Here is a 15,091-nt window from a genome sequence, read left to right on the forward strand (position 1 = left end):
GGCGATGACGACGAACCACGCGGGAGAATCGCGGCCGTTGACCGCCGGCCGCCTGTGGATACGACAGTTCCATCCGGCTCCGCAGGCCCGGATGAGGCTCGTGTGCCTGCCTCACGCCGGGGGCTCCGCCAGTGCCTACTTCGCGCTGTCCAAGGAGCTGGCACCGGAGGTGGAGGTACTGGCCGTCCAGTACCCCGGGCGGCAGGAACGGCGCAACGAGCCTCTGCTCGACTCGATCGAGGAGCTGCGTGACGGGGTGGCCGAGGCGTTGACGCCGTGGCTGGACCGGCCGGTCGCCCTGTTCGGCCACAGCATGGGAGCGGTGCTCGCCTACGAGGTGGCACGGTCGCTGTGCCGGGACGGGGGCACGCCGCCCGCCCACTTGTTCGTATCCGGGCGCGGGAATCCGGCGCTGGAGGTCACCATGCCGTTGGACGAACTGGACGACCGGGCGATGATCAAGGCCCTGCACGACCTCGGCGGTACCGATATGGGCCTCCTGGCCGACGAGGACGTGCTGCGGATGGTCGCGCCGGCCATTCGCAGCGACTACCGAGCGGTCCGGACCTACCGCCATGCGCCCGGTCCTCTTCTGCCGTGCCCCATGACCGCCCTGGTCGGCGACGCGGATGCCATGGCTCCGGTCGAGGAGGTCGACAAGTGGCGTGCGTACACCTCGGCGGATTTCCGGCTGAAGGTATTTCAGGGCGGGCACTTCTATCTGTCGAATCAGTTCCAAAAAGTGGGCGAACTTGTGTACGATAGGCTGAGTTATTCGCTCTCCATGTGAGCGCTCGGCTGACGGATTGAGTCTTCTTCTCCGTCCGGCCCGCATATGTCGAATGCGCAGTGGCGCTGCCACGCGACATATCTTCCGAATTTCTCCTGATCCGGCATGAGTTTGTATCCAGACGGGGTTCTGCGTGCGACATACTCTTTTCGAACTGGGTGACATACCCCCGATCGGCACCGTACCCAAGCAGATGTACGCCTCGGTGATCCGGCGGGAACGCTACGGTCCGCCACACCAGGCGTTCCGGAGCGAGGTCGTGGACGTGCCCGAGGTGCGGCCCGGCCAGGTGCTGGTCCTCGTGATGGCCGCCGGCATCAACTACAACAACGTCTGGGCCTCCCTCGGGCGGCCGGTCGACGTGATCTCCGAGCGGCTCAGGCGCGGTGACCACGACGACTTCCACATCGGCGGGTCCGAAGGGTCCGGCGTGGTGTGGGCGGTGGGCGAGGGCGTCAGCCAGGTCGCGGTGGGCGACGAGGTGATCCTGTCCGGCTGCCAGTGGACGGAGACGGCCTCCGACATCCGCATGGGCGCCGACCCCATGACCTCCGGCTCGCAGTCGGTGTGGGGATACGAGGGCAACTACGGCTCCTTCGCGCAGTTCGCCCTCGTCGACGACTACCAGTGCCACCCCAAGCCGCCGGGCCTGACCTGGGAGGAAGCCGCCTGCTTCCTGCTCACCGGCGCCACCGCCTACCGTCAGCTGTGCGGCTGGGCGCCCCACGACGTGCGGCCGGGCGACCCGGTCCTCATCTGGGGCGGAGCCGGCGGCCTAGGTTCCATGGCCATCCAGATCACCCGGGCCCGGGGCGGCATTCCCGTCGCGGTGGTCTCGGACGAGGAGCGGGCCCGGTACTGCCGCGAACTCGGCGCCCAGGGCACCGTCAACCGACTCGACTTCGACCACTGGGGGCGGCTGCCCGACATCGGCGACCGGGAGGCGATGGCTCGCTGGACCGAGGGCGTACGGGCCTTCGGCCGGAGCTTCTGGGAGGCGCTGGGGGAGCGCAGGTCCCCGCGCGTCGTCCTGGAGCACAGCGGCCAGGACACCATCCCGACCTCCATGTACCTGTGCGACAACGCCGGGATGGTCGTCATCTGCGGAGGCACCACCGGCTACAACGCCGACGTCGACCTGCGCTTCCTGTGGATGCGTCAAAAGCGCCTCCAGGGCTCGCACTTCGCCAATCTCCGTCAGTGCCGAGACGTCATCCACCTCGTCGCCACCGGACAGCTCGACCCGTGCCTGTCCTGGACCGGCGGGTTCGAAGACATCGGCAAAGCGCACCAGTTGATGTACGACAACCAGCACCCGCAGGGCAACCAGGCGGTATTGGTCAACGCCCCGCGCACCGGCCTGACCACGATGTCCTGACCCCGCCGGCACCTCCGGTCCCCTCAGGCCGCTTCCGCGTCCGAGCAGACCCTGGCGCGCCCGAAAACCAACAGAAACACAGCGAACCAAGGAGACACCACGATGGACCAGCTCGACATCCTGTGGAGCGAGCGCGAGATCCGGGCCGTGCTGCAGCGGTACTGCCGCGGGCTTGACCGACTCGACGAGGAACTGGCCAAGTCCGCCTACCACGACGACGCGCACGACGACCGGGGCGTCATCCGCGGCAACGCACACGACTTCGTCAAGCAGATCGTCCCCATCCTGCGCGACGCCTACAACGGCACCCTGCACACCCTGCACGGCAGCACGATCGAGGTCGACGGGGACACCGCGGGCGTGGAGACGTACTGCACCGCGTACCACTACCGCGAGAGCGACGGCATCAAGCGGGTGGAGCAGTACGCCGGACGGTACGTCGACCGGTTCGAACGGCGCGAGGGTGCCTGGAAGATCGCTCGCCGGCTCGTGCTGATCGACTGGAGCCTCGTTCAGGAGGTGCCGCTCGACCCCGCCGAGGCCCAGGCCGGCTTCAACCCCTCCCGGCGTGACCGCTCCGACGCCAGCTACCAGGTGCTGCCGCTGAAGGGCCCGGACGCCCCCACCCTCTGAGCCGCGCCCCCGAGCCCCGCCCCCACACAGCACCACGTCCCGAGGAGTCCAGACCGTGTCCGACACCCAGCAGCAGCCGGCCACGCTGCCGCGGCAGCGCACCTGCCCCTTCTCGCCGCCCCCCGAACTCGAAGAACTGCGGCGCACCGACCCCATCAGCAGGATGCGGTTCGCCGACGACTCCGAGGGATGGCTGCTGACCCGCCACGCCGACGTCCGCGCCGCGCTCGCCGCCCCCCGCGTCAGCTCGCACCCGGGCAAGACGCCCCAGCCGTGGCGGAACCTGGCCCCGGAGATGCGCGGCGAGGAGTACCTGCCGGGCTTCCTGATCTTCATGGACCCGCCCAACCACACCCGCTACCGTCGCCTGCTGACCAAGTGGTTCACGATGCGGGCGATCCGCAAGCTCGAACCGAGGATCGAGCAGATCGTCACCGACACGCTCGACGCCATGGAGGCCCAGGGCGGCCCCGTCGACCTGGTCCAGGCCTTCGCGCTGCCGATCCCGCTGCTCGTCATCTGTGAGCTGATGGGCATCCGCTATGACGACCGGGCCGAGTTCATGGACATGGTCCTGCGACTCCAGGACCTGGAGGCCACCCCCGAGGAACTGGGGGCCCTGGGCGCCAAGATGAACGAGTTCATGATCAACCTGTGCGCCGCCAAGCGGGAGAACCCCGGCGACGACCTGCTGAGCCACCTCATCCAGGACCCGGACGCCACTCCCGCGCTGACCGATGTGGAGGTCGCCGGCATCGGCGTACTCATGCTGATCGCGGGCCACGAGACCTCAGCCAACATGCTGGGCGTCGGTACCTACACCCTGCTGCAGAACCCGGATCAGTGGGCTCTGCTGCGCGACGACATCGGCCTGATCGACCAGGCTGTCGAGGAGCTGCTGCGGCATCAGACCATCGTCCAGCAGGGGCTGCCGCGCGGCGTCACCGAGGACATGGAGATCGCCGGCCACTCGGTGAAGGCCGGTGAAGCCCTGCTGGCCTCGCTGCCGGCGGCCAACCGCGACCCCGACGTCTTCCCCGAACCGGACCGCCTGGACATCACGCGCGAGCACAACCCGCACCTCGCCTTCGGCCACGGCATCCACCTGTGCCTGGGCATGGAACTGGCCCGGGTGGAGATGCGCTCGGCGTGGCGCGGCCTCGTACAGCGCTTCCCCACCCTGCGCATGGCGGGGGCGCCCGAGGACGTCCGCTGGCGTGACGACCAGATCGTGTACGGGGTCTACAACCTCCCGGTGACCTGGGGCGACGCTTCGTGACCGCCCAGGAGACCGGTGTGCGCGGATGCCCCTTCGGCGCCGGCGAGGCTCCCGCTTATCCCTTCCACCAGCCCGACAGGCTGGAGCCGGACCCGTACTGGGAACCGCTGCGCCGTGAGCAGCCGCTGCAGCGCGTCACCCTGCCCTACGGCGGCGAGGCATGGCTGGCCACCGCCTATGAGGACGTGCGCAAGGTCTTCGCTGACCGCAGGTTCTCCCGGGCGCTCGCCGTCGCACCCGGGGCCCCTCGGTTCCTGCCGCACCAGCCGCCGCCCGACGCGGTGCTGAGTGTCGAGGGCCCCGATCACGCGCGGCTGCGGCGCCTGGTGGGGAAGGTCTTCACACCCCGCCGGGTCGAGGAGATGCGCCCCCTCATCCAGCGCACCGCCGACGGGCTGCTCGATGCCATGGAGGAGATGGGGCCGCCGGCTGACCTGGTCGAGGACTTCTCCCTGCCCTTCGCCGTGGCGTTGATCTGCGAGCTGCTCGGCGTGCCGCCCGAGGACCGGAAGCGGTTCTGCACCTGGTCGGACGCGCTGCTGACCACCACCGCGCACACGCCCGTCCAGGTGCGCGACTACATGATGCAGATGCACGACTACCTCGGCGGGCTCGTCGCGCAGCGGCGGGTGCGGCCCACCGAGGACCTGATCGGCGCGCTGGTGACCGCCCGGGACGAGGAGGACCGGCTCACCGAGGGCGAACTGGTCCGGCTGGCCGAGGCCATCCTCATCGCCGGGTACGAGACCTCGGCCAGCCAGATCCCCAACTTCCTCTACGTCCTCTTCCGCAACCCGCACCTGCTGGAGCGGCTCAGGAACGACCAGGACCTGATTCCCGGCGCCGTCGAGGAACTGCTGCGCTTCGTGCCCATCGGCACCGTCGACGGATTTCCCCGGACGGCCACGGAAGACGTCGAACTCGGCGGAGTCGTGGTCAAGGCCGGGGAGACGGTCGTGCCGTCGATGGGCGCGGCCAACCGCGACCCGGCCCTGTTCAGCGACCCGGACGAGCTGGATCTGACCCGCCAGCCGAACCCGCACCTGGGATTCGGCGCCGGCCCGCACCACTGCATGGGCGCTCAACTGGCGCGCGTGGAACTGCAGATCGCCCTGACGACACTGTTGCGCCGGTACCCCCGCCTGAGGCTGGCCGTGCCGGAGGAGAGCCTTTCGTGGAAGGCGGGACTGATGGTCCGGGGTGTGCACACCATGCCGGTCATGTGGTGAGGACGCCGCTCATGAAGCCCAGGAAGTCTTCCGACACCATCACGAAGAGGGTGAAGCGACCGCGATGAACGCCATCAACGAACGGGAACACAGCCCGAAGGAAGCGGGCATGGACCCCGCAGTCCTGCGACGACTGACCGATGTGGTGCAGGCGAGGGGCGGCGCGGCTCAGCTGTGCGTCCTGCGGCGGGGCGCCGTGGTCCTGGACCGCGCCTTCGGCTGCTCTCCCGACTCCCTCTTCCTCCTCTACGCGGCCACCAAGCCCTTCGCCGCCCTCGCCGTGCACGCGCTCGCCGAGCGGGGCCTGATAGAGCTGGACCAGCCGGTGGCCGCCTACTGGCCGCAGTTCGCCCAGCACGGCAAGGGGACGGTGACCGTCCGCCACGTCCTGCAGCACCGGGCCGGTGTGCCGGTCGGCCGGGGCATGCTGCGGACGATGCGGACCGCCCACGACTGGGAGCGCTCGGTGCGCGACCTCGAACAGGCCCGGCCCCGGTGGCCGGGCGGCAAGGTCGCCGCCTACCACTTCATGAGCTACGGATTCCTCCTCGGCGAACTCGTGCAGCGCGTCACCGGGCGGCCCTTCCGTGATTTCGTCACCTCTGAGTTTTTCGTCCCCTTGGGGCTGAACGATTTGCATATGGGATTGCCCGATGATGCCTGGCACCGACATGTGCCGGCCCGAGCCGACCACCCTTCCGAGTGGCCGAACCAGTGGATGAGCAACCGGCGCCGCTACCGGCAGTCCGTCATTCCGTCCGCGGGCCTTTCCGGCACCGCAGCACAACTGGCCCGCTTTTATCAAATGCTTTTGGAAGGGGGGACGCTCGACGGTGTCCGAGTGCTGCAGCCTGAAAGTGTGGCAGAGGCCAGGAAACCGTCCAATGACGGGGGAAGCGACGCCTCCCTGAAACGCCCGGTCCGCTGGTCCCACGGATTCATGCTGGGCGGCCCGGGGGCGGATCCACGCGATCTGGCCCAGGTGATGGGCAAGGCGAGCAGCGCGAGCACCTTCGGGCACGCGGGCACCACGTCCAGCGTCGTGTGGGCCGATCCGACCCGTGAGTTGGTGTTCGCGTATCTGTCCAACGTGCAGCCCGAGTTCGGAGCAGGTATTGAGCGGCTTCGCGAGGTCAGCGATCTGGCGATCGCCGCCGCCGAGGCCGGCTGACCCGCGCGGCCGCCAGAAGCGGGGCGGTCGAACGGCGCTGTGGAGCGGCGGACTTCGCCACCGCGCGGCGCGCTCGGGCGCCGCCCGGACCGTGGTTGACCGACCCGCCTCCGTCCCCGTGCGGCGCTCCGCCGGACCGAGCTCTCCGATCGCGGCGCGAAACCCCGCGGAAACGCAGCCGATCGCCGTGTGACCTGCGACAGGTGATCTACCGCACAACACGGCCCATCGTTCGGCAGTCCCTTGATCGTGGTGGATGCCGATGTAAGTATGTTCATCCGCCACCTTATTCCGGCTCGCCGGACGCAGGTGACCCCGGAGGAGGGCCGGTGCCGAACATGCCTACATGGATGAAACCTGAAAATCCACAATTCCCACCACAAGTGGGAATACTTGGCCCCTTGGAGGTCCGCTTCACCGAAAGATCCGGATCGGAAGTATCGGTAAGTGGCATTCGCGTTCGCTCATTACTTGCTGCACTGACTGCGCAGTTAGGTGAAGCGATGTCGACCGAGCGCATCCTCAAAGAAGTCTGGGCCGACAACCGGCCCACCACGGACCGCAAGGCGGTGGCCGTAGCCGTGCTGCGACTCCGCCGTGCCCTCGGCGACCGCGAAGGGCAGTGGCTGCTCACCCGTCCTTCCGGGTACGTCCTGGCCATCCCCCCGGACCACCTCGACGCCGTGAGGGCGGAGCGTCTGGTGAGGGAGGGGAAAGCGGCCCTGGCCGCGGGCGACCCGGACACGGCGTCCCAATTGCTCACGCGCGCGCTCGCCGAGTGGCGCGGAGATCCCTACGCGGACGCCAACGCCACCTCGACGGTGGTCCAGCGCATCATCGAACTGGAAGGCCTGAAGGCCGAGGCCGTCCAGGCCCGTATCGACGCCGATCTCGATCTGGGGCACCACCAGGAACTGGTCGGTGAACTGCGCTCGCTGACCGCCGCGAACCCCCTGCACGAGCCGCACTGGCTGCAGTTGATGCTCGCCCTCTACCGGTCCGGTCGGCAGGCGGAGGCGCTGGCCTCCTACATGAGGCTGAGGCAGGCCCTCGCCGACAACCTGGGCGTGGACCCGGGCCCGCAGCTCCAGGAGCTGCATCTGCGGATCCTGCGCGCGGACGCGGGGCTGCTGACCCAGTCGGCGACCGCGGTGTCGGCGTAACCGCTGCGGACGGGCCGGTCCTCGCGCCGGCGCCACGGACCGGAGAATTCGGCAAAGGAGCCATGTTCGTGCTGCGGACGATCTTACCTTCGTGCGTCGCCGTCGCGGAGTCGTGTGACGACCCGCCCGAGGGATGGCTGTACCCGGAGGAAGCGGCCCTGATCAGCGCGGCGGTGGACGCACGGCGCCGGGAATTCACCACCGTGCGTCACTGTGCGCGTCGTGCGATGCGTGACCTGGGACTGCGACCCGTTCCCGTGCTGCCCGGCAGACATGGTGCTCCCCGCTGGCCTTCGCAGGCAGTGGGCAGTCTCACGCACTGTGCCGGATACCGGGGCGCCGCGGTGGCGCGGGTGGAGGACATCGCCATGCTCGGGGTCGACGCGGAGCCGCACGGGCCGCTTCCCGACAGGATGCTGGAGTCCATCGCCCTGCCGCGGGAGAGACGGCAGGTTGAGGCGTGCCTGGTCCGGTACCGGGACGTGCGCTGGGACCGCCTGCTGTTCAGTGCGAAGGAGTCGGTCTACAAGGCGTGGAATCCGTACACGGGCCAGCGCCTGGAGTTCGAGGACGCCGACATCGACATCGATCCGGAGGCGATGACGTTCACGGCGCGGCTGCTCGCCCCGCGCCCCGACCTTCCTGCCGGTGTGCCGCCCGCCCCGGATCGGCTCGAAGGGCGGTGGTTGGTGAGCGAGGGCGTGGTCCTCACCGCCATCGCGGTGCCCGCGCCCCTCTGATCACGGCGCATCCGATGCGTCCCGTCTGGAAGGAATCGAAATGCCAACGGAGGAGCTGACGGACAGCTTCCGGCGCGCCATGTCCTCATTCCCGAGCGGGGTGACCATCGTGACGACCGTTGACGCCGAGGGGAAGTGGTGGGGCTTCACCGCTACTTCCTTCTGCTCGCTCTCCCTGGATCCCCCGCTGGTACTGGTCTGCCTCTCGGTCGACGCGCAGTGCCACGCCGCCTTCTCGGCCGCACGATCGTGGGTGGTCCACATCCTGCCGCCCAAGCACCGAGACCTCGCCCTGTGGTTCTCTTCCAAGGGCGTCGACAAGTTCTCCCGGGGCGAGTTCACGACGAACGCCCACGGCCACCCCCTGCTCGAGGGTGCCTGCGCCGTGCTGGAATGCGCAGCGACCGCCCGATACGGAGGCGGCGACCACTCCATCCTCGTGGGAGAGGTCACGAACGCCCGCGTGTACGACGAAGACCCGGCAGTGTACTTCCGGCGGGAATTTCACACTTTGACACCGCTGCTCGAGCCGAGCTCCCCCTCCTGATCGCCGCCCACTCGACCGCGGCAGGCGCGCGCCGGCCTTCGGCCCGTCGCCGTGGATCCGCTCACAGCGGGGGGCGCTGCCGAGAGGTGTTGCGTAGGCTGGCGCCGTCGTCGCGGTGGGGGAGTGGGTGGGCCGGTTTGGCCCCTCGGCACCTGCCTGGCGGTGCGTCAGAGCAGTCGGCGGTGCGGTCGCGGGGAGCTGACCGGACAGGCGACTCGTTGTAAGGTAGGGAAACCGCCCTTGACCTGCAAAAACGCAGGCAGGGAGCCTATGTCCAGGAGTACCTCGATGATGCGCACCATGTTCAAGTCCAAGATCCACCGGGCCACCGTCACCCAGGCCGACCTGCACTACGTCGGTTCCGTGACCGTCGACGCCGACCTGTTGGACGCCGCCGATCTGCTGCCCGGGGAGCTCGTCCACATCGTGGACATCACCAACGGGGCGCGGCTGGAGACCTACGTCATCGAAGGTGAGCGCGGGTCCGGCGTCATCGGGATCAACGGCGCCGCCGCGCACCTGGTGCACCCGGGGGACCTGGTCATCCTGATCAGCTACGCGCAGGTCGAGGACGCCGAGGCGCGGGCGCTGAAGCCCCGTGTGGTGCACGTCGACGCCGACAACCGGATCATGGAACTGGGCGCGGACCCGTCCGCCCCGGTGCCGGGTACGGATCAGCGGCGCAGCCCCCACGCAGTGGCCGTCTGAGGGGAGCGGGGACCGTGGCGATCGAGATCCGGGACGAGCGCGAGGCCGGGCGGCTGCTCGCCGTCGAGGACGGGGAGGTGGCCGGCACCATCGCCTACTTCGTGCTGGCCGACGCGCCCCACGCCCTGGTGGCCGTGCACACCGTCGTCGAGCCGGGGCGCGAGGGCCGGGGCATCGGCGGGGAGCTGGTGAAGGCCTTCTACGAGATCGCCGCCGCCGAGGGCGTGCCCGTGGTCCCGCTCTGTCCGTATGCCGCGCGCTGGGCCGGCAAACACCCCGACCTGGCGCCCGCGGCGCCGGCCGAGGTCGTGGCCGCCGCCAAGGCGCAACTGGACGCCGACCCGGACCTCTGGTGACGGAGCCGGTCGGTGCGGCGGTGGCCGGCGGCGCCGCTCTGACCCTGCTGCACACCTCGCCCGCGCACGTCCCGGTCTTCGACGCGCTGCGGGACCGCCACCACCCGGGGGCCGTATTGCGGCACCTGGTGGCGGTGGAGCTGCTGGACCGGGCCCGCGCCCACGGGCCGGAGTCGGTGGCCCCGGCCCTGCTGGAGCTGCTCGGCGAAGCCGGGCCCGGGCGCGTGCTAGTCACCTGCTCGACGATCGGGGCGGTCGCGGAATCCCTGGCTCCGGCCCTCGGGGCCCCGGTGCTGCGGGTGGACCGGCCGATGGCGGCCGCGGCAGTGCGCGCCGGTGCACGGATCGCCGTACTGGCCACCGTCGAGTCCACGCTCGCCCCGACCCGGGAGCTGCTGGCCGAGGAGGCGGGCGGGCGGCCCGTGTCGATCCGTACGCGCGTGGTCGCGGGGGCGTGGGAGCGGTTCGAGGCGGGGGACACCGCCGGGTATCTCGCCCGCGTGGCGACGGCCGTCGAGGGTGTCACCGACGCGGACGTCATCGTGCTGGCCCAGGCCTCCATGGCCGGGGCGGCCGACCTGGTCACGGGCCGGATCCCGGTCCTGTCCAGCCCGGCCCCGGGCCTGGCGGCGGGGCTGCGGCTGCCCCATCCGGAGGGTGAAACGGCCTAAAACGCGGCAAAATGGGACTCATGGTACGCAAAGCCGAGCAGACCGTGCCGCCGGTCCCCGAGCCGTCGCCCGTCCCGGAGCCTCCTCCCGCGCCCGGACCCGGGCCCGGGCCGAGCCCGGGGCCCAGCCCCTTCCCGGACCCCGAGCCCATCCCGCGGCCCGTGCCGCCCAGCCCGGAGCCGATGCCGCCGCCGATGCCCCCGCCGAGCCCGCTGACCAGAGCCGGCTGACCTGAGTCCGCCGAGCCCCCCTGACCAGAGCCCGCTGACCTGAGCCGGCGGGCTTGAGGCGTTGACCTGGCCGTACCGAGCACGGGCGCCGCCGGTGCGCCCCGGCGTGCTTCCCACGGCCGGGAGGACGCCCAAGTTCCGCACGCGTGCGCCCGGTTGTGCCCCTTGTCATGCCCTGGTCGGCTCGTTAGGTTGTGGGGTTCCTGATGTCTTCCTGGGGGGCTCCCATGGGTGTACGGGGCCGGCACCGCCGGTATCAGCCGAGCAGCATCAACCGGGCCTCGCTGGCCGTCACCGCAGGTGGGGCCGGGATCGCCTTACCGCTCATCGGCGCCGGAGCCGCCCACGCCGCCTCCGTGGACACCTGGAACAAGGTCGCCGCCTGCGAGTCGACCAGCAACTGGGGCATCAACACCGGCAACGGCTACTACGGTGGCCTCCAGTTCAGCCAGAGCACCTGGCGCGCCTTCGGCGGCGCCGCCTACGCTCCCCGCGCGGACCTCGCCACCAAAGACCAGCAGATCGCGGTCGCCGAGAAGGTCCTCAAGGGCCAGGGCCCCGGCGCCTGGCCGAACTGCGGAAAGCACGCCGGCCTGACCCGCAGCGGTCCGGCCCCGGCCGTCGCCCCGCAGGGCCCCTCGCAACCGAAGGCGATTCCGGCGCAGGCCACGGCGCCCCGCCCGACCGGGACCTCCGTCCTGCCGAACCCGTACGTCGTCGCGCCCGGCGACTCGCTCTCCGTGATCGCCACCCGGCAACACGTCGAGGGCGGCTGGCAGGCGCTGTACGAGACGAACCGCGCCACCGTGGGCGGCAACCCGAACCTGATCTTCCCCGGCCAGCGGCTCACCCTGCGGATCACGGCCGCGCCGACCACGCCCGCCGAGCCGCCCGCGCAGAACCCGGAGAAGCCGCCGCGGACCGCCGAGCCGGTGAAACCCGTGGAGCCGGCGGCCGAGAAGCCCGCCGCGGAACCGGCCAAGCAGCCAGCTGAGAAACCAGCTGAGAAGCCAGCCGAGAAGAAAGCCGAACCGAAGGCCGAGAAGCCCGCCTCAGTGCAGGAGAAGCCGCAGGCGGGCAGCGGCTTCCACGCCCCCGTCGACGCCGCCCTCGGCACCGCCTACCGGGTGTCCGGTTCCTCCTGGTCCAGCGGCTACCACACCGGCGTCGACTTCCCGGTCGCCACCGGCACCACCGTCAAGTCCGTCGGCCCGGGCCAGGTCGTCTCCGCCGGCTGGGCCGGCGCCTACGGCTACCAGGTCGTCATCCGGCACACCGACGGCCGGTACTCCCAGTACGCCCACCTCTCCGCCCTGGGCGTGAAGGCCGGCCAGCAGGTCTCCGGAGGCCAGCGCATCGGCCGCTCGGGATCGACGGGCAACACCACCGGGCCGCACCTGCACTTCGAGATGCGCACGGGGCCCGGCTACGGCTCCGACATCGACCCGTTGAAGTACCTCCGCGGCCACGGCGTCCGCATCTGACCCGCGCGTGTGCGACGGCACGGCGGTGAGCAGGATCAGGCCTGCCGCCGCCAGCGCGGCGCTGGTCAGCGCAGCCGCCGTGCCCGCCGCCCCGTAGCGGAACCCCTCGCCGAACAGCGTGATGCCGACCGTCGCCGCGACCACCGGGTTGATCACCGTGACCGTGGCGAGCGGGGCGGTCAGACCGGCGCCCCGGTAAGCCGCCTGCGAGAGCAGCAGCCCGCCGGCCGCCAGCGCCGCGATCGCCGCCAGATCGGGCCACAGCACGGTCAGGGCGTCCGGGGAGACGTTCTCGGCCACCGATTTGGTGAACACCGAGGCCATGCCGAAGGCCGTACCGGCCGCCGCGGCCAGCAGCACGCTGCGCAGCACCGCCCGGTGCATCCGGTGCGCGGCCAGGAACAACGCCGCCACCGCGGCCCCCGTGGCCGTGAGCAGCACGCCGCGCTCACCGCCCGCCAGGGCCTGCTCGGCCCGCCCCTCCCCGCCGGTCAGCGCCAGCAGTCCGGCCAGGCCCACCGTCGCCAGTACGGCGCCGCGCCAGGCCGCCGCGCCCGCCCGGCGCCCTACGAGGACGGCCGCCATCGGCAGGGCGAAGACGATGGTGAGCGCGCCGAGCGGCTGGACCAGGCTCAGCGGCCCGTACGCGAGCGCCACCACGTGCAGCAGCGCGCCCAGGCCGTTCAGCCCCACGGCCACCCACCAGCCGCCCCGGCGCAACGGCGCGTACGGGCGGTCCGGCGTGCTCGCCGCGACCTGTTCCTGGACGATCGCCCCGCCCGCGTACGCCAAGGCGGACACGAGGCAGAGCAGGACCGACAGCGCCAGTGCACTCATAAGGTCCACAATGCACGACCCCCTGGAGCTATTCCTCCGCCCACAGGTGGTGATCAGTCATACTCCGGACGTAGTACGGGAGTACGCAGCGTGGTCACGGCAGTAGCGCAGCGCTACCCCTGTCGTGGCCCAGAGTTACCCCTGGCAGCCCCAAAGTGACGGTCCGCTCGCCGTGCGTGAGGGCGGCGCGAGCGGGTTTGGACCGGGGCGCGTGGGATCCGTACAGTTTCCCTTTTGAGGACTTCCGCAGCAGGCGGATGCGGACGAGTGATCAAGGAACGCAGCGGCCATGACGGTGACCGAAGACAGTCAGGACTACGGGCAGGACTACGGCCCGGGCATCGACCCCGACCGCCTCGCGCTCTGCCTCAGCGTGCTCGACGAACTGGACAAGATCGACGTCGACCACCCCGACGCGATCACCGTACGCCGCGCCACCGCCGGGCTCTACCGCACCGTCAAGCAGCGCCGCCGCCAGGAGCGCCGAGCCGCCAAGACCGCCAACGACAGGGCCGTCACCGAGGCGACCGCGACCGGCTCCGCCGAGCGCATCGACGACGAGACCGAGGGCCTGCTGCCCTCCTCGGCCACGGACGCCGGCCGGATCGCCGGCATACTCCAGCGCCCGCGCTCCTGCTACGTCTGCAAGGTGCGCTACGTCGAGGTCGACTTCTTCTACCACCAGCTCTGCCCGAGCTGCGCCACCGAGAACCGGGCCAGGCGCGAGGCCCGCGCCGACCTGACCGGCAAGCGCGCCCTGCTCACCGGCGGCCGCGCCAAGATCGGCATGTACATCGCGCTGCGGCTGCTGCGCGACGGCGCCCACACCACGATCACCACCCGCTTCCCCAAGGACGCCATCCGCCGCTTCAAGGCGATGGAGGACTCGGCGGACTGGCTGCACCGCCTGGAGGTCGTCGGCATCGACCTGCGCGACCCGGCCCAGGCCGTGGCACTCGCCGACCAGGTGGCCGAGGCCGGCCCGCTGGACATCCTGATCAACAACGCGACGCAGACCGTGCGCCGCCTGCCCACCGCGTACGCGGCGCTGGTCGACGGCGAGAGCGCCCCGCTGCCGGCCGGCGAGCTCCCCGCCCACCACGTCATCGGCGCCTTCAACTCCGGTGCGGTCGACGGCCTGGCGGCGCTGCCCGTCGGCGTGAGCGGCCTGGAGGCGCAGAAGGTCGCCGACCTCGCCCTGGTCGCGGGCAACGCCAGCCTGGAGCGGCACCTCGCCGGGACCGCCATCGACGCGGGCGGCCTGCTGCCCGACGTCGTCGAGAGCAACACCTGGGTGCAGACCATCGACCAGATCTCCCCGGTGGAGCTGCTCGAAACCCAGCTGTGCAACTACACCTCGCCCTTCATCCTGATCAGCGCGCTCCGCCCGGCGCTGGCCGAGGCCGCCCGGAAGGCGTCCAGCGGGCGTGCGTACGTCGTGAACGTCTCGGCGATGGAGGGCGTCTTCAGCCGCGGCTACAAGGGCGCGGGACACCCGAACACCAACGCCGCCAAGGCCGCGATGAACATGGTGACGCGGACCAGCGGCCAGGAGATGTTCCAGACCGACCGCATCCTGATGACCTCGGTCGACACCGGCTGGATCACCGACGAGCGCCCGCACTACGACAAGCTGCGCCTCGCCGAGGAGGGCTTCCACGCCCCTCTCGACCTGGTCGACGGCGCGGCCCGGGTCTACGACCCGGTCGTCCGCGGCGAGGCGGGCGAGGACCTGTACGGCGTCTTCCTGAAGGACTACGCCCCCGCGAACTGGTAGTCCGCCCCTTCCCGGCCCGCTCGACGCCCGCGACGACCCCCTCGGTGAACCGAGGGGGTCGTCGCCGTTCCGGGGCCGCCTCCCGCGAGAGCGGCGCG

At 70.8% G+C, this 15,091-nt stretch carries 14 protein-coding genes and 2 pseudogenes; 15 read left to right on the plus strand and 1 reads right to left on the minus strand.

Annotation, left to right across the window (positions count from 1 at the left end; genetic code table 11):
• Positions 1-4 precede the first annotated feature (4 nt).
• The 14 genes and pseudogenes from ACF059_RS12635 (at position 5) to ACF059_RS12700 (ending at position 12,379) form a co-directional block, all read left to right on the plus strand.
• On the plus strand, positions 5-790 hold the full coding sequence (locus ACF059_RS12635) for a thioesterase II family protein (RefSeq protein ID WP_392055250.1): 786 nt from the start codon (positions 5-7) through the stop codon (positions 788-790).
• Positions 791-923: 133 nt separating this feature from the next.
• Positions 924-2,168 (plus strand): crotonyl-CoA carboxylase/reductase, encoded by a 1,245-nt coding sequence (gene ccrA / locus ACF059_RS12640; RefSeq protein WP_392055253.1) that lies wholly within the window; start codon positions 924-926, stop codon positions 2,166-2,168.
• A 102-nt stretch (positions 2,169-2,270) separates the two neighbouring features.
• Positions 2,271-2,801 (plus strand): nuclear transport factor 2 family protein, encoded by a 531-nt coding sequence (locus ACF059_RS12645; RefSeq protein WP_392055257.1) that lies wholly within the window; start codon positions 2,271-2,273, stop codon positions 2,799-2,801.
• Between the two features lie 55 nt (positions 2,802-2,856).
• A complete protein-coding gene (locus tag ACF059_RS12650) occupies positions 2,857-4,080 on the plus strand; it encodes a cytochrome P450 (RefSeq protein ID WP_392055260.1) in 1,224 nt (407 codons plus the stop codon).
• Entirely contained in the window at positions 4,077-5,309 is a 1,233-nt protein-coding gene (locus ACF059_RS12655) for a cytochrome P450 (protein ID WP_392055263.1), read from the plus strand. Before ACF059_RS12650 ends, ACF059_RS12655 begins: the two co-directional genes overlap by 4 nt.
• A gap of 64 nt (positions 5,310-5,373) precedes the next feature.
• Positions 5,374-6,480: a serine hydrolase domain-containing protein gene (locus ACF059_RS12660; protein ID WP_392055266.1), complete on the plus strand. Its 1,107-nt coding sequence runs from the start codon at positions 5,374-5,376 to the stop codon at positions 6,478-6,480.
• Positions 6,481-6,830: 350 nt separating this feature from the next.
• Positions 6,831-7,643, plus strand: a complete 813-nt coding sequence (locus ACF059_RS12665; protein WP_392056655.1) for a BTAD domain-containing putative transcriptional regulator — start codon at positions 6,831-6,833, stop codon at positions 7,641-7,643.
• Positions 7,644-7,705: 62 nt separating this feature from the next.
• Positions 7,706-7,981, plus strand: a pseudogene (locus ACF059_RS12670) (4'-phosphopantetheinyl transferase); the annotation flags it as partial.
• A 15-nt stretch (positions 7,982-7,996) separates the two neighbouring features.
• On the plus strand, positions 7,997-8,383 hold the full coding sequence (locus ACF059_RS12675) for a 4'-phosphopantetheinyl transferase (protein ID WP_392056658.1): 387 nt from the start codon (positions 7,997-7,999) through the stop codon (positions 8,381-8,383).
• Positions 8,384-8,423: 40 nt separating this feature from the next.
• Positions 8,424-8,930: a flavin reductase family protein gene (locus ACF059_RS12680; protein ID WP_392055269.1), complete on the plus strand. Its 507-nt coding sequence runs from the start codon at positions 8,424-8,426 to the stop codon at positions 8,928-8,930.
• Between the two features lie 288 nt (positions 8,931-9,218).
• Entirely contained in the window at positions 9,219-9,638 is a 420-nt protein-coding gene (gene panD, locus ACF059_RS12685) for an aspartate 1-decarboxylase (protein ID WP_392056661.1), read from the plus strand.
• 14 nt (positions 9,639-9,652) lie between these two features.
• Positions 9,653-9,994: a GNAT family N-acetyltransferase gene (locus ACF059_RS12690; protein WP_392055272.1), complete on the plus strand. Its 342-nt coding sequence runs from the start codon at positions 9,653-9,655 to the stop codon at positions 9,992-9,994.
• Positions 9,991-10,665 (plus strand): aspartate/glutamate racemase family protein, encoded by a 675-nt coding sequence (locus tag ACF059_RS12695; protein WP_392055275.1) that lies wholly within the window; start codon positions 9,991-9,993, stop codon positions 10,663-10,665. Before ACF059_RS12690 ends, ACF059_RS12695 begins: the two co-directional genes overlap by 4 nt.
• 457 nt (positions 10,666-11,122) lie before the next feature.
• Positions 11,123-12,379 carry a transglycosylase family protein gene (locus ACF059_RS12700; protein ID WP_392055278.1) on the plus strand — a complete coding sequence of 419 codons (1,257 nt, stop codon included), beginning with the start codon at positions 11,123-11,125 and terminating at the stop codon, positions 12,377-12,379.
• 111 nt (positions 12,380-12,490) lie between these two features.
• Here ACF059_RS12700 and ACF059_RS12705 read toward each other — a convergent pair.
• Positions 12,491-13,216 (minus strand): annotated as a pseudogene (locus ACF059_RS12705) (DMT family transporter); the annotation flags it as partial.
• 289 nt (positions 13,217-13,505) lie between these two features.
• Here ACF059_RS12705 and ACF059_RS12710 point away from each other — a divergent pair.
• Positions 13,506-14,993 (plus strand): SDR family NAD(P)-dependent oxidoreductase, encoded by a 1,488-nt coding sequence (locus ACF059_RS12710; protein ID WP_392055281.1) that lies wholly within the window; start codon positions 13,506-13,508, stop codon positions 14,991-14,993.
• Positions 14,994-15,091: the final 98 nt, after the last annotated feature.

This window comes from Streptomyces sp. NPDC016562 (assembly GCF_043076955.1).
Lineage (GTDB): Bacteria > Actinomycetota > Actinomycetes > Streptomycetales > Streptomycetaceae > Streptomyces.

Coding starts and splice junctions, on each gene's coding strand:
- ACF059_RS12700 (WP_392055278.1), top strand. CDS start 11,123: ATGGGTGTACGGGGCCGGCACCGCCGGTATCAGCCGAGCAGCATCAAC.
- ACF059_RS12680 (WP_392055269.1), top strand. CDS start 8,424: ATGCCAACGGAGGAGCTGACGGACAGCTTCCGGCGCGCCATGTCCTCA.
- ACF059_RS12660 (WP_392055266.1), top strand. CDS start 5,374: ATGAACGCCATCAACGAACGGGAACACAGCCCGAAGGAAGCGGGCATG.
- ACF059_RS12710 (WP_392055281.1), top strand. CDS start 13,506: ATGACGGTGACCGAAGACAGTCAGGACTACGGGCAGGACTACGGCCCG.
- ACF059_RS12635 (WP_392055250.1), top strand. CDS start 5: ATGACGACGAACCACGCGGGAGAATCGCGGCCGTTGACCGCCGGCCGC.
- ACF059_RS12645 (WP_392055257.1), top strand. CDS start 2,271: ATGGACCAGCTCGACATCCTGTGGAGCGAGCGCGAGATCCGGGCCGTG.
- panD (WP_392056661.1), top strand. CDS start 9,219: ATGATGCGCACCATGTTCAAGTCCAAGATCCACCGGGCCACCGTCACC.
- ACF059_RS12665 (WP_392056655.1), top strand. CDS start 6,831: ATGAAACCTGAAAATCCACAATTCCCACCACAAGTGGGAATACTTGGC.